Below are 14,172 nucleotides of genomic sequence, written 5' to 3' on the forward strand. Positions count from 1 at the left end.
GTGTCCTGACCTTGCGGGCGATTCCTGCCGCGTGGCCGCTTGGGGATGGAATTGTGCCATAGCCCCCAGTCCATCCACGGGCGCGGAGTTGCGGTCGCGCGAGGTGTCCGAAAGTCCAAGGCGCGGCCGGCCCGAGGCGACTAGAATGCCGCCATCCTCCAATTGCAGGGCGATGAAGCATGACCCAGGCAAGTTCGACGCACCGCGGGAAATTGCATCCCGACGCCGCCTCCGCCCTCGCCGACCTCGTGGCCGACAACCAGACCCTCGCCGTCGGCGGCTTCGGTCTGTGCGGCATCCCCGAAGCGCTCATCGCCGCGCTGCGCGATTCCGGCGCAAAGGGGCTCACGGTCATCTCCAACAACGCCGGCGTCGACGGCTTCGGCCTCGGCCAGCTGCTGGCTACCCGCCAGATCCGCAAGATGATTTCGTCCTACGTGGGCGAGAACAAGGAGTTCGAGCGCCAGTTCCTCGCCGGCGAGCTGGAGCTCGAGTTCAACCCGCAGGGCACCCTGGCCGAGCGCCTGCGCGCCGGTGGTGCCGGCATCCCGGCGTTCTTCACCGCCACCGGCTACGGCACCGTGGTCGCCGAGGGCAAGGAAACCCGCGAATTCGACGGCAAGCACTACGTCATGGAGACCGCGCTGGTCGCCGACGTGTCGCTGGTCAAGGCCTGGAAGGCCGACCGTGCCGGCAACCTGGTGTTCCGCAAGACCGCGCGCAACTTCAACCCCGCCTGCGCGATGGCCGGCAAGGTCTGCGTGGCCGAAGTCGAGGAGCTGGTGGAGATCGGCGACATCGATCCCGACCAGGTCCATCTGCCCGGCATCTACGTCGACCGCATCGTGGTCAACGCTTCGCCCGAGAAGCGCATCGAACAGCGCACCGTGCGCGAAGGAGGCAAGTGATGGCCTGGACCCGCGACCAGATGGCGCAGCGCGCCGCGCGCGAGCTTGCCGACGGCATGTACGTCAACCTCGGCATCGGCCTGCCGACGCTGGTGGCCAACCACATCCCCGATGGCGTGGACGTGTGGCTGCAGAGCGAGAACGGCCTGCTCGGCATCGGCCCGTTCCCGACCGAGGACGAACTCGACGCCGACCTGATCAACGCCGGCAAGCAGACGGTGACCGCGCGCCAGGGCGCCAGCTACTTCGGCAGCCATGACAGCTTCGCGATGATCCGCGGCGGCCACATCGACCTGGCCATCCTCGGCGCCATGGAGGTGACCGACAAGGGCGACCTGGCCAACTGGATGGTGCCGGGCAAGATGGTCAAGGGCATGGGCGGCGCGATGGACCTCGTGGCCGGCGTGAAGCGCGTGGTGGTGCTGATGGAGCACTGCACGAAGCACGGTGATCCGAAGATCCTGCCCGAGTGCACCCTGCCGCTGACCGGCGTGGGCGTGGTCAGCAGGATCATCACCGAGCTGGCCGTGTTCGACGTCACGCCGGATGGGCTGCTGCTGGTGGAGGCCGCCGAAGGCGTGGACGAAGCGGTGCTGCAGGAACGCACGGGCGTGCCCTTCACGGCCGCCTGAACGGGGGGCGCCGGGCGCCGCGGGCAGCTGCGCCTGCGTTCACGCGGGCCCCCCGGCACAGGCGCGCGGGGAGGCGTAGTCTCTGGGGTCCCCGTCCGCGGAGCATGCGCCATGGCCTCTCGCCCCTCTCCCCCTTTCCTGTTAGCCACCGCGTTTGCCGTGCTCCTCGCGGCATGCGCACCCGTACCGTCCCAGACCGGCACCGATGCGGTCGACCCGGCGCTCGCCGCCGCCGCGGGCGCGCCAGGGCTCCCCGTCGCCATCCACGCGGGCAGTCCCGACCACGGATCACCGGCGGCCGTGCGCGGCGCGGATGCCATCGCCGCCTTTCCCGACCGCGGCGACCTGGTGTCCTATGACAGCGTGCGGACGCCACGTCGCAACGGCGCGCACACGTTCTATCCCACCCGCGTCAGCGAGGCGCACGCGCTGGACGCGATCGCCAGCGGCACGCTGTACCTGACCGCTCCCGACGGAGGCCGCGTGGCGCTGCAGTACGAGCGCCACGTCGAGCATGGCAGCGGCGACTGGAGCTGGATCGGTCGCGACGCGAACGGCGTCGAGGCCATCCTCACCTTCGGCGAGCACGCCGTCTTCGGCGTGGTGCCGGATGGACAGGGCGGCTCCCTGCGCCTGACCACGAACGCCGGCCAGACCTGGGTGGCGACCACCGACCGCGGCATGGCCTCGTCGCTGCAGCAGCGGATCCGCGCCGGTGCCGTGGGCCCCGACTTCCTCGTTGCACCCGAACTGGACGTCGACGACGGCGTGGCCGCGGCTTCACTGGTGTCCGCGGCGCTGGATTCGGCGCCGCAGGTGGGTACTGGCGATCTGCCCGTGCAGGTGGCGGCCGACACCACCGTGGACGTGCTGCTCGGCTATACGCCGGGCTTCGTCAGCATGCTCGGCGGCACCTCTCAGGCACTGACGCGCCTCAACCACATCGTGACCGTCGGCAACCAGACGTTCGCCAACAGCAACGTCGCGGTCACCCTGCGCCTGGCCGGCACTCTGCAGGTCAACTATCCAGAGACCGGCAGCAACAGGACGGCGCTCGAGCAGCTCACCGGCAGCAACGGCCAGACGGAGGTGACGATCCCGGCATCGCTGCGTCCCCTGCGCAATGCGCGCGAAACCCACGGCGCGGACCTGGTGTCGCTGGTGCGCAGCCTTCGCGACCCCGAGCACAACGGCTGCGGCATCGCCTGGCTGATCGGCGGCAACCAGACGCAGATCACCCAGTCGCAGGAGCGGTTCGGCTATTCGGTGATCAGTGATTCCAATGGCATGCAGGCGCCGAGCAACGGGCACTTCTGCGTCGACGAAACCCTGGTCCACGAACTCGGCCACAACATGGGGTCGCAGCACGACAGGGAGTCGGCGACCGACACCGACGGCGTCGACTACGGGCGCTACCCGTACTCCTTCGGCTACAAGACGACACCGACCACTGGCAACTTCCACACCGTGATGGCCTACGGCGACGACGGCCAAACCGCCTATCGGATCTTCTCCAACCCGCAGTCGACCTATTGCGGCGGCCGCCCCTGCGGCGTGGCCAACCAGGCGGACAACGCGCGGAGCCTGCGCGAGACTGCGCCGTTGATCGCGGCGTTCAGGACGGCCGGCGGGGCCGGCGCGCGCAATGATTTCAATGGTGATGGCAGGTCGGACCTGCTGTGGCGCAAGAGCAACGATGGCAGGAACGCGATCTGGCTGGCGGGCAACTCCGCCACCCAGCAGGCGATCACCAGCGTGCCAGGCGACTGGGAAGTGGTGGGCAGCGGCGATTTCGACGGCAACGGAGTCTCCGACATCGTGTGGCGCCACGCCGTCAGCGGCCGCAACACCATCTGGCGCGGAGGCAATGGCGGTTCCACGATCAGCATGGCCACCGTCGCCAAGCTCTCCTGGCGCGTGGTCGGCACCGGCGACTTCAACGGCGACGGGCGCTCGGACGTGCTTTGGCGGGACGGTTCCGATGGCCGCAACGCCATCTGGCTCTCGGGCAACTCCGCCACCCAGCAGAGGATCATCGCGCTGCCCGACCTTGGCTGGCGGGTCGCCGGCGTGGGCGATTTCGATGGCAACGGCGTGGACGACATCGTGTGGAGGCACGCCGGCTCTGGGCGCAACGTGGTGTGGCGTGGCGGCAACGGCAACTCGTCGTACTCGCTGACCACTGTGCCAAGCGCGAGCTGGTGGGTCGCCGGGGTCGGCGACTTCAACGGCGACGGACGCGCCGACGTGTTCTGGCGTCATTCCACCACTGGCCGCAACGCCTTGTGGTTGGCCGGCAACTCCGCGACGCAGCAGTCCGTCCCGACGGTCGCGCTGTCATGGCGGGTCGAAGGCACGGGTGATTTCAACGGTGACGGCTCGGCCGACCTGGTGTGGCGCAAGAACACCGGTGACAACAACATCTGGCGTTCCGCAAACGCCAACAGCACGAGCTGGTTGGCGAAGGTGCCCGACCAGGCCTGGGACATCGTGCCCTGAGGGCCGTGGTCAGCCGCCCGCCTCCAATCCATGGCACCGGGACGGAGGCAGGCGGCCACGCAGGCGGCGCAGCAGTGCGCCGCCCGCGACGAAGTGGACGAGATCGCCGACGGTCGTCGCCGCGCGCAGCAGCGCGATCATCACCACCGCGTCGGCCGACGGCATGACGTCACCGAGCAGGGCCAGCAGCACGCCTTCGCGGATCCCCAGGCCGGCCGGCGCGCCGGGCACGAGCAGGCCGATCACCCAGGCCGCCGCGAACGCGCCGCTGAGTTCGAGGTAGGGAAACCCGGCGCCGGGCGAGACCAGGGGCGCCATGGCGGTGAATCCCAATCCAACGACGAGGAAGCTGGCCACGGCGATGCCGTAGCAGGTGAGCAGGACCCGGGGCCCCGGCGTGACGAGCGCTCCGGTGGAGTCGGCCGGGCTCCGTCGCAGTCGCAACACCCATGCCACCAGATGCCGGAGCAGAAGGAATCCCGCCGCGGCGCCCAGCGTCGCCGCGGTCAGCAGCCAGGGCCGCCAGGCGGTGGGCAGCCACTGCTCGAGCGCCGGGACGGGCCGCATCACCATGAGGATGGCCGTCAAATGTGCGGCGGCCAGCGCGGTCAGCAGGTTCTCGTAGACCAGCGATAGGGACAGGCGCGTCAGGTCGCCCCCGACGGGACGGGCGACGACCACCCGACCCACGTGGTGCGCGACGTTGCCGGGGAGGTATTTCCCGAACTGGGTGAATGCGACGATCGCGTATGACCAGGCCCGGGAGAACGCCACGTCCATCGCGCGCAGCAGCCGCCGCCAACTCATGGCGGCGAGCGGAACCGCGACCAGGTAGGCCGGAAGCATCACCGCGAACGCACCGAACAGGCGCATCGGCGACAGCTCTGCCGTGCGCACGTCCCCGAAAGCCGCCGCCGCATGGCGGAGAAAATAGATCCCGGCTGCGATCGCCAGCGCCAGCCCGAGCCAGTGGAGCACGCGCTTCATCGCGCCTCGGCCAGCACCAGGTAGCCGTTGCCGAGTTCAGTGGACAGGAACGGGCGCTGCGCAAGCTCCGCCATGCCGATCGCGGCCTTGCCCAGCGGATTGTTGATCAGCGGGAACCACTTCATCACGTGGCCGCGATCGATGCCGCTGCGGTGCGAATTGGCCTGCTTGCCCTCGACGGTGGCGTCGTCGCCGGGCTTGCTGGCGCGGGCGTAGCGTCCGGCGGTGAGCTTCTCGGAGACCGTGGCCAGCGGGAAGCCGTAGCACTCGATGGCTTCCGGCTCGAAGCCGGACTCGCGCAGCAGGGCCGCAAGCTGCGCGCGTTCATAGCGTCGGAAGTGGCCGGCCCAGACGTCGGACGGGTTCCACTTCGACATGTGCGCCGGCACCGACAGCAGCAGGGTGCCGCCGGCCGGCATCCAGGACCGCCATGCCAGCAGCGCCTCGCGGTCGTGCTCGATGTGCTCGAGCACCTCGAAGGCCATCAGCAGCGGGAAGCGCCCGGTCCAGTCGGCCCCGGGGGCCTCGGTGAAGCGGATGTCGATGCCCGCGTCGGCGGCCAGCTGCCCCGCCAGGCGGCGTGCGTCGGGGGAACTCTCGAGCGCGGTGCAGCGGAAGCCCCGGGCGGTCAGTTCGTGCAGGAGGACGCCGGCGCCGCAGCCGATCTCGAGTGCTTCCGTGGGCGCGAGCCCTTCGAGCCGGCGCAGGATCCTTGCCCGGCGCAGCAGGTAGCGGGGCGCCGGCACCCAGCCTGCTTCGGGTGCCGCGGGGCCGAGGATTCCATACGTCTTCATCGATCGCATCCAGTGATGGGCCGCCAGCGCGCCAGTCTACTTGCTTGCCCGGCGCGAACCGAGGAGGTCGATGAGGCGTGCGCCGACGGCGGCGGGCCGGATTGACGCGATGATCGCGGCGCGGCGCGGGTCGGGTCGGGGCGGGCCGGCGCTCCATGCCAGGATCGCGCGTGCGAGCGCCGCGGCGTCGCCGGCCGGCACCAGCGCGACGTCGTCGAGCCCGTCGCCCAGCAGGTCGCGCATGGCCGGCGAGTCGCGCGTCACCAGGGGTTTGCCGGCGGCCAGCACCTGGTAGACCTTGTTGGGAACCACGCTGGCGGCCTTGTCAGAGGTGCCGAAGATGCCCAGGCAGATGTCGGCCGCCGAGATCGCGTCGACCAGCCCGGCATAGGGCACCCAGTCGTCCCAGCGCAGGCGTGGCAGGGGTTGCTCGTCGACCATCGCGCGGATGCGCGGTGCCTCCTGGCCGCGGCCGACGATGTGCCAGTCCACCTTGGCGTCGCGCAGCAGGCGGGCCGCCCCGATGATCGTCCCGCTGCCATGCAGGGGGATGAACTGGCCGTAGAACAGCACGCGCGTGGGCGCATCGGCCTGGCGTCCGGGACCGGGGCGGGCGGCGCGTGGATCGAACGCGGCGCTCTCGACGCCGACCGGCACGTCGCCGCAGCGCCCGTGGGCGAGCCCGAACACCGATTCCATGCGCCGCGCATGCGCGGCGGTGTCCATGAAGGGCGCATCGGCAAGGCGCACCGCCAGCCATTCCGCCGCGTACACGAGCCAGGCCAGCGGATGGCGTCTCGGGACCAGGCACCGATCCAGCACGATCGTGTCGTAGGCGGACAGGAACCAGTCCATGGCGATGCGCGAGCCGCGCAGCCACGCCAGCAGGCGGATGACGAAGATGTCCGGGATCGCCGGATAGCCGAGCAGGACCCAGTCGTGCGCGGGGGCACGCAGGTAGGCCCATGCCAGCCTGGGATAGGCGATGGCGACCCTGGCGAGGAGGCCGAGCCAGCGTCCGATGCCCCGGACCTGGCTCTTGTCCTCGATCCCGCGCCAGGGGTCGGCGCGGATTTCCATGACCTCGACGCCCTGCGCGCGCAGGCCCTCGAGGAGGATGCGCACGCGTGGCTTGCCGGTATCGCAGGTGCCCCACAGCACGACCCGGCCGATGCCGGGCACGGCGTGCGGGGCTTCGCTCAAAGCGCCGCTTCCAGCTCCGGCAGCACCTGGAACAGGTCGCCCACCAGGCCGATGTCGGCGATCTCGAAGATCGGCGCGTCGGCGTCCTTGTTGATGGCGACGATGGTGCCGGCGTCCTTGATGCCGGTGAGGTGCTGGATGGCACCGCTGATGCCGATGGCGACATACAGCTCCGGCGCGATGATCTTGCCTGTCTGGCCCACCTGCATCTCGTTCGGGCAGTAGCCGGCGTCGACGGCGGCGCGCGAGGCGCCCACGGCGGCGCCCAGCCTGTCGGCGAACTTGTAGATCACCTCGAAGTTCTCGGCCGAGCCCACGCCGCGGCCGCCGGACACGACGCGCTTCGCGCCCTGCAGGTCGGGGCGGTCGGAGCTGCCGGCGGCCAGGCCGACGAAGCGGGTGTGCGTGGGCAGGGCGGCGTCGACGCTGGCGGCCTCGATGCTGGCGCTGCCGCCGGTCCCGGCTTCCTTCCACGACGCGGTGCGCACGGTGGCGACCACGGTCTGGCCGGCCGGCGCCTCGACGGTGACGATGGCGTTGCCGGCGTAGATCGGGCGCTTGAAGGTGTACTCGCCTTCCACGCTCATCAGGTCCGACACCTGCGGCACGCCGAGCAGCGCCGCCACGCAGGGCATCAGGTCCTTGCCGAAGGTCGAGCTGGGGCCGAAGACGTGGCTGTAGCCCGCGGCCAGCTTCGCGACCTGCGGCGCCAGCACCTGGGCGATGGCGTTGGCGTTGGCGTCGTTGGCGACGGTGAGCACGCGCGCGACGCCGGCGATCTGCGCGGCTTCGGCGGCCACGGCGGCCGGGTCGGCGGCCAACACCACCACGTCGATGGCCTCGGGCGACAGCGCCTGCGCGGCGGTGACGCACTTGGCGGTGGAGCCGTTGAGCTTGCCGTCCAGGTGTTCGGCGACGATCAGTACCTTGGCCATCAGAGCAGCCCCTTGTCCTTGAGTGCGGCCACGAGCTCGGCCGCGTCCTTCACCATCACGCCCTTGCTGCGCTTGGCCGGCGCGGCGTGGTGCGTGGTCTTGAGCCCGGCCCCGGCCTCGACGCCCAGGTCGGCCCAGGCGATGGACTCCATCGGCTTGGACTTGGCCTTCATGATGTCGGGCAGCTTGATGAAGCGCGGCTCGTTAAGGCGCAGGTCGGTGGTGACCACGGCGGGCAGGTCGACCTCGAGGGTCTCGAGGCCGGCATCGACCTCGCGGGTCACCGTGGCCTTGCCGTCGGCGACGTCCAGCTTCGAGGCGAAGGTCGCCTGCGGGCGGCCCCAGAGCGTGGCCAGCATCTGGCCGGTCTGGTTGGCGTCGTCGTCGATGGCCTGCTTGCCGAGGATCACCAGGTCCGGCGATTCCTTCTCGACCAGCTTCAGCAGCGCGCGCGCGGCGGCCAGCGGCTGAACCTCCTGGCCCGCGTCGGTGACGACGTGGATGGCGCGGTTGGCGCCCATGGCCAGGCCGTTGCGCAGGTGCGCCTGGGCGTCGGCCGGCGCGATCGTGGCGACCACGACCTCGGTGGCGATGCCCTTGTCGCGCAGGCGCAGGGCCTCTTCCAGCGCGATTTCGTCGAAGGGGTTGGCCGAGAGCTTCACGCCCTCGGTGACCACGCCGGAGCCGTCCGGCTTGACCTGGATGCGGACGTTGTAGTCCACCACTCGCTTGTAGCCGACGAGGATCTTCATCGTTGCGGTGCGTCCTTGGGGGAGATCGGAAACCCGCGATTTTAGCCGGGTGGGTGGCGGGGCGCGAATCGGGCGGCCCCGCGCCCCGGCCCCGGGCACCGCGCCCCCGGCCAGGGCGGCTACATGTTCTGGTAGTTCGGCCCTGCGCCGCCCTCCGGCGTCACCCAGGTGATGATCTCGTACGGATCCTTGATGTCGCAGGTCTTGCAGTGCACGCAGTTGGCCGAGTTGATCTGCAGCCGCTTGCCGGTGCCGGCGGGGCCGTCGGGGTCGTCCACGATCTCGTAGACGCCGGCCGGGCAGAAGCGCGTGCAGGGGTTGCCGTACTCCTCGGCGCAGCGGGTCACGCAGACCTCGGTGTCATGGACCAGCAGGTGCACGGGCTGGTCCTCGTCGTGCTCGGTGGCGGCGAAGTAGACGCCGGCCAGGCGGTCGCGCGGGGCCAGTTCGCGGCTGCCCCAGCCGCGGTCGGGCGAGTGGTATTCGCCCAGCTTTTCCAGCGAGGACCAGTCCGGCGTGACCTTCAGCGTCCATGGCGTGCGGCCGCCGAGCGCGGTTTCGAGCGCGGCGTTGGCGAGTCCGAACCACAGCCCCTTCTTGAAGCCCGGCTTGACGTTGCGCACCGCGCGCAGCTCGCGCGCCGCGTCCGAGTCGCGCAGCTTCGCGTCGAAGCCGGCGGGTGACAGCGCACTGCCCGCCAGGTGTTCGGCGGCGAGCATGCCGCTGCGGATCGCCTGGTGGGTGCCCTTGATCTTGGGCACGTTGAGCAGGCCCGCGGTGTCGCCGATCAGCAGCGCGCCGGGCATCTCCACCTTGGGCAGCGACTGCCAGCCGCCGGTGACGATGGCGCGGGCGCCGGCCGACAGGATGCTGCCGCCCTCGAGCAGCGGCTTCACCGTGGGATGGTTCTTCCACTGCTGGAAGGCTTCCCAGGGCCGGAACTCCGGATCCTTGTAATCCAGGCCGCTGACGTAGCCCAGCGCCACCTGGTCGTTCTCCAGGTGGTAGAGGAAGCTGCCGCCATAGGTGGATGGGTCGGCCGGCCAGCCCAGCGAGTGCACGATCTTCCCCGGCGTCGCGCGGCCGGAGGGCAGTTGCCAGAGCTCCTTGATGCCGATCGAGTACGCCTGCGGGTCGCTGTCGGCGTCGAGGCCGAAACGCTTCACCAGGCGCTTGGTCAGGTGGCCGCGCGCGCCTTCGGCCAGCACGGTCACCTTCGCGTGGATGTCGATGCCGGCGGTGTAGCCGGGCTTCTCCGAGCCGTCGCGGGCGATGCCCATGTCGCCGATGCGCACGCCGATGACGGTGCCGTCGTCGGCATGCAGGGTCTGCGCGGCGGCGAAGCCGGGATAGATCTCGACGCCCAGCGCTTCCGCCTGCGGCGCCAGCCAGGCGCACATCGCACCCAGGCTGACGATGAGGTTGCCGTGGTTGCGCATGCCCGGCGGCACGACCGGGAATTTCCGGCCGCCGTCCTTCGTCAGGTACCAGAGTTCGTCTTCGGTGGCGGGCACGCAGACCGGGGGCGGGTTGTCGCGCCAGCCGGGCAGCAGGGCGTCGAGCGGGCCGGGTTCGATCACCGCGCCGGACAGGATATGGGCGCCGATGGTGCTCGACTTCTCGATCACGCAGACCGAGATGTCGGGGTTGACCTGCTTCAGCCGGATGGCGAAGGCGAGGCCCGCGGGGCCGGCGCCGACGGTGACGACGTCGTATTCCATGACGTCGCGCTCGGGCTCGGGGATCTCGACGGTGGCGGTGGGGTCGGCTTGCGGATTCATGCGGGCGGGCCCATTCGGCAAACCACGGATTGTCGCGGGTGGAGCCGCGTGCGGCAAACCGCCCCGGCCGCATCCCTGTAGGAGCAGCTATAGCTGCGACCCACGCCCGCCGGAGCGGTCGCAGCGATGGCTGCTCCTGCACCGGTGGTCCCCGCGGTGGGGGTGTCAGGGCCCCTGGCGGCGGGCGTGGGCGCTGCCGGCGTCCAGGGTCCAGCCGGCGACGTCGTGGCCGAGCGTCTCCAGCGCGCGCGTGTAGGCGTCGGCCACGCTGCCGACGTCGGTGGCGGACGCGGGTTCGGTGATGGTGAAGGTGCGCGCGGCGGCGATGCCCTGTTCGCGCGCATGCAGCAGCTTGGCGTGCAGTTCGATCGTGGCCACCGGCGCGCCGGTGCCGGTGTAGTCGGCCTCGAAGCGGCGCAGGTCCAGCAGCAGCCGGTAGTCGGGCGCGATGCCGCTGCCGCGCCGGGCCACGCCCGGCACGCGACCGGAATCCTCCAGCGTGCGCAGGATCACGTCCTCGACCATGTCCGACGGCGCGCGCGCCCAGCTGGCACCGCTGTAGACCTGCAGTTCCCCCGGGACCGGACGCACCGCGATGCGGAAGGTGTCGACGGTGCGCGCGGCGGTGGGTGGGTTGATCGACAGCTGCCAGTCCACGCCCGGCCAGGCCGGGTCGGCCTGGATCCGCGGCGCGGGCGCGTACACGGTGCCGGGCTCGCGGTCGCCGGCGGCGCCGAGGATGGAGCAGGCGCCCAGCAGCAGCGGGAGCGCGAGCGTGGCGGACCGGGCGAGGGCGGTGGTCGGCTTCATTCGGGTTCGAACTCCTTCGGGGCCTCGCGGCCGAGCAGGTAGCGCGCGGGGTTGGAATCGAAGCGGTCGCTGATCCGGCGCAGGTCGCGCACCAGCGAGCGCAGTTCGGCCAGCGTCGGGCCGAGCTGGGCCAGACCGTCGTTGGCGAAGCTGTTGATGGCGTTGCGGTTCTCGCCGAGGATCGCGTCGGCGTTGCCCGCCGCCGAATCGATACGTGCCAGCGTGGATTCCAGGCGCGCCACCATGCCGGGCAGCTTCTGCACCAGCTCGCGGTCGATGCCTTCCATCGCGCGGTTGGAGGTGTCGGCCGCCTGCACGAGCTTCTCGCTGGCCGCGCGCGCATTGACGATCAGCGCCGCCAGGTCCTCGCGCTGGCCGGCCACGGCGCCGGTCATGCCTTCGATGTTCTCCAGCGTGGCCGCGATGCGCGCCACGTTCTCGTCGCTGAGCACCTCGTCCAGGCGCGCCACCAGGCGGTTGGCGGTGTCGGCGATGTTCTGCAGCGCCGAGGCCTCGGTCAGGATCACCGGGATGTCCTCGTCGCCGCGCACCGTCAGCCGCGGTGCCTCCGGGCTGCCGCCGGTGAGCTGGATGAAGGTGCTGCCGGTCAGCCCGGTCATCGACAGCTTGGCGCGGGTGTCGACCTTCACCGGCACGTCGGCGCTGACGCGGATGCGCGCCACCACGCGCCGCGGGTCCTGTGGCGCCAGCGACAGCGAGTCCACGGTGCCGACGGCGATGCCGTTGTACTGCACGGTGCCGCCTTCGGTGAGGCCGGTGACTGGCTCGTTGAAGACCACGTGGTAAGCCTGCCAGCTGCGGTCGCTCGAGTACTTCGCCATCCACAGCCCGAACAGCAGCATGGCCACCGCCACCACGAGGGTGAAGGCGCCGATGAGGACGTAGTTGGCCTTGGTTTCCATTCGATCAGGGCTCCACGGCGGCGCGTTCGCCCGCCTCTCGTGCCGCGCGGCCGCGCGGGCCGTTGAAGTACTCCTGCACCCAGGGATGGTCGAGGCGTTCGATTTCGTCGAGGGGGCCGGTCGCCACGATCCTGCGGTCGGCGATCACCGCGACCCGGTCGCAGATAGCGTACAGGGTGTCCAGGTCGTGGGTGATGATGAAGACCGTGAGCCCCAGCGCCTGGCGCAGGGTGAGGATGAGGGTGTCGAAGGCCGCGGCGCCGATCGGGTCCAGGCCCGCGGTGGGCTCGTCGAGGAACAGCAGCGGCGGGTCCAGCGCCAGCGCGCGCGCCAGGCCCGCGCGCTTGCGCATGCCGCCCGACAGCTGCGAGGGCAGCTTGTCGATCGCGTCCGCCGGCAGGCCGGCGAGCTTGACCTTGAGCAGGGCGAGCTCGCGGCGCAGGCCGTCGGGCAGGCCGGGGTGGTGCTCCTTCAGCGGCACCTCGACGTTCTCGCCCACGGTCAGCGACGAGAACAGCGCGCCGTCCTGGAACAGCACGCCGGTATTGCGCTCGATGTGCAGGCGGCTGGCGTCGTCGCGCGCGAGGCCGTCCACGCCCAGCACCTCGATCGTGCCTTCGTCGGGCGTGCGCAGGCCGAGGATCGAGCGCATCAGCACCGACTTGCCGCTGCCCGAGCCGCCGACGACGCCGAGGATCTCGCCCTGGCGCACGTCGAGGTCGAGCCCTTCGTGCACCACCTGGGCGCCGAAGCGGTTGGCCAGGCCGCGGACGCGGACCGCCGTCTTCGCGTCCGCGCTCACCAGCCCACCTGCATGAACCAGATCGCCGCGAAGGCGTCGAGCAGGATCACCAGCGAGATCGTCTGCACCACGCTGGAGGTGGTGCGCTCGCCCAGCGACTGCGCCGTGCCCTGGACCTGCAGGCCTTCCAGGCAGCCGATCAGCCCGATCACCAGCGCGAACACCGGCGCCTTGGACATGCCGACGAAGAAATGGCGCAGCTCCATGGTGTCGTGCAGCCGCGTGACGAAGGCCTGCGGCGGAACGTCCAGCTCGAACGCCGCCACCGCCATGCCGCCCAGCAGTCCGGCGATCATCGCGATGAAGGTCAGCAGCGGCAGCATCACCAGCAGCGCCAGCAGCCGTGGCAGCACCAGCAGCTCGATCGGGTCGAGGCCCAGGGTGCGCACCGCGTCCACCTCTTCGCGGGTGACCATGATCCCGATCTGCGCGGTGAACGCGCTGGCGGTGCGGCCTGCCAGCAGGATCGCGGTCAGCAGCACGCCGAACTCGCGCAGGAAGGCGATGCCCACCAGTTCGACCACGAAGATCGTGGCGCCGAAGTCGGCGAGGATGGTCGAGCCGAGGAAGGCGATCACCGCGCCGACCATGAAGGAGAGCAGGGCGACCAGCGGCATCGCGTCCAGGCCCACCTGCTCCATGTGGTGCACGGTGGAGGTGACCCGCAGCCGCCCCGGCGCGCGCGCGATGCGGCCGAGCTTGACCAGGTTCTCGCCGAGGAAGCTCACCAGGGCCACGATCTCGCGGCCGTTGTGGTGCATGGTCTCGCCAAGGCGCGCCAGCGCCGCGGCGACGCCGTATTCGCGGCGCTTCTTCGGGCGGTCGTCGGCCACGTCCTCGATCGCCGCCACCAGTGCCATGTGCTCGTCGCGGTAGCGGATCGCGTCGTCGGGCAGATCGTGGCGATGCGCGTAGCGCAGCAGCTGCAGCACGCCCATGGTGTCGAGGCGCGCGATGCCGGTCGCGTCCACCGCGGTCACGCCGCCGGGCGCGGTGGCGAGCGCCGACGAGACCTCGCCGGCCTGGTCCAGCGTCCAGTGGCCCGCGAGGCGCAGCGTGCCGTCGTCGAGTGCGAGCGTCGGAGTGCTGGCGGCGGCGGCGGGCATGTGCCGAGGATACCGAACACAGGGTCGATCGCGCGTGCCA

The 14,172-nt window shown here is 70.8% G+C and carries 13 protein-coding genes; 3 read left to right on the top strand and 10 right to left on the bottom strand.

Annotated features, from left to right (window positions below):
• The first annotated feature begins 179 nt into the window (after positions 1-179).
• The 3 genes from H9645_RS10820 to H9645_RS10830 all read left to right on the top strand — a co-directional run bounded on the left by H9645_RS10820 (position 180) and on the right by H9645_RS10830 (position 4,039).
• Positions 180-908 (top strand): CoA transferase subunit A, encoded by a 729-nt coding sequence (locus tag H9645_RS10820; protein WP_191729717.1) that lies wholly within the window; start codon positions 180-182, stop codon positions 906-908.
• Complete coding sequence (locus H9645_RS10825; protein ID WP_191729718.1) at positions 908-1,540, top strand: CoA transferase subunit B; 633 nt, start codon at positions 908-910, stop codon at positions 1,538-1,540. The genes H9645_RS10820 and H9645_RS10825 overlap by 1 nt, the downstream gene beginning before the upstream one ends.
• A 159-nt stretch (positions 1,541-1,699) precedes the next feature.
• Positions 1,700-4,039 carry a reprolysin-like metallopeptidase gene (locus H9645_RS10830; protein ID WP_191729719.1) on the top strand — a complete coding sequence of 780 codons (2,340 nt, stop codon included), beginning with the start codon at positions 1,700-1,702 and terminating at the stop codon, positions 4,037-4,039.
• A gap of 9 nt (positions 4,040-4,048) precedes the next feature.
• On the opposite strand, the gene H9645_RS10835 is transcribed toward H9645_RS10830, so the two are convergent.
• The 10 genes from H9645_RS10835 to H9645_RS10880 form a co-directional block, all read right to left on the bottom strand.
• Positions 4,049-5,026: a lysylphosphatidylglycerol synthase domain-containing protein gene (locus tag H9645_RS10835; RefSeq protein WP_191729720.1), complete on the bottom strand. Its 978-nt coding sequence runs from the start codon at positions 5,024-5,026 to the stop codon at positions 4,049-4,051.
• Entirely contained in the window at positions 5,023-5,820 is a 798-nt protein-coding gene (locus H9645_RS10840) for a class I SAM-dependent methyltransferase (protein ID WP_191729721.1), read from the bottom strand. The genes H9645_RS10835 and H9645_RS10840 overlap by 4 nt, the downstream gene beginning before the upstream one ends.
• Before the next feature lie 36 nt (positions 5,821-5,856).
• Positions 5,857-7,023 (bottom strand): glycosyltransferase, encoded by a 1,167-nt coding sequence (locus H9645_RS10845; protein WP_189497330.1) that lies wholly within the window; start codon positions 7,021-7,023, stop codon positions 5,857-5,859.
• Complete coding sequence (locus tag H9645_RS10850) at positions 7,020-7,958, bottom strand: electron transfer flavoprotein subunit alpha/FixB family protein (RefSeq protein WP_191729722.1); 939 nt, start codon at positions 7,956-7,958, stop codon at positions 7,020-7,022. Before H9645_RS10850 ends, H9645_RS10845 begins: the two co-directional genes overlap by 4 nt.
• Complete coding sequence (locus H9645_RS10855; protein WP_191729723.1) at positions 7,958-8,710, bottom strand: electron transfer flavoprotein subunit beta/FixA family protein; 753 nt, start codon at positions 8,708-8,710, stop codon at positions 7,958-7,960. Before H9645_RS10855 ends, H9645_RS10850 begins: the two co-directional genes overlap by 1 nt.
• A 119-nt stretch (positions 8,711-8,829) precedes the next feature.
• The gene (locus tag H9645_RS10860; RefSeq protein ID WP_191729724.1) at positions 8,830-10,491 is read right to left on the bottom strand and encodes an electron transfer flavoprotein-ubiquinone oxidoreductase; all 1,662 of its coding nucleotides are present in this window, start codon (positions 10,489-10,491) and stop codon (positions 8,830-8,832) included.
• A 165-nt stretch (positions 10,492-10,656) separates the two neighbouring features.
• Positions 10,657-11,301 (bottom strand): ABC-type transport auxiliary lipoprotein family protein, encoded by a 645-nt coding sequence (locus tag H9645_RS10865; protein ID WP_191729725.1) that lies wholly within the window; start codon positions 11,299-11,301, stop codon positions 10,657-10,659.
• Complete coding sequence (locus H9645_RS10870; protein WP_191729726.1) at positions 11,298-12,224, bottom strand: MlaD family protein; 927 nt, start codon at positions 12,222-12,224, stop codon at positions 11,298-11,300. The genes H9645_RS10865 and H9645_RS10870 overlap by 4 nt, the downstream gene beginning before the upstream one ends.
• Positions 12,225-12,228: 4 nt before the next feature.
• Positions 12,229-13,026, bottom strand: coding sequence for an ABC transporter ATP-binding protein (locus H9645_RS10875; RefSeq protein ID WP_425490242.1), 798 nt, complete (start codon positions 13,024-13,026; stop codon positions 12,229-12,231).
• The gene (locus H9645_RS10880; RefSeq protein WP_191729727.1) at positions 13,023-14,132 is read right to left on the bottom strand and encodes an MlaE family ABC transporter permease; all 1,110 of its coding nucleotides are present in this window, start codon (positions 14,130-14,132) and stop codon (positions 13,023-13,025) included. The genes H9645_RS10875 and H9645_RS10880 overlap by 4 nt, the downstream gene beginning before the upstream one ends.
• Between the last annotated feature and the right edge of the window lie 40 nt (positions 14,133-14,172).

This window comes from Luteimonas colneyensis (assembly GCF_014836665.1).
Taxonomy (GTDB): domain Bacteria; phylum Pseudomonadota; class Gammaproteobacteria; order Xanthomonadales; family Xanthomonadaceae; genus Luteimonas; species Luteimonas colneyensis.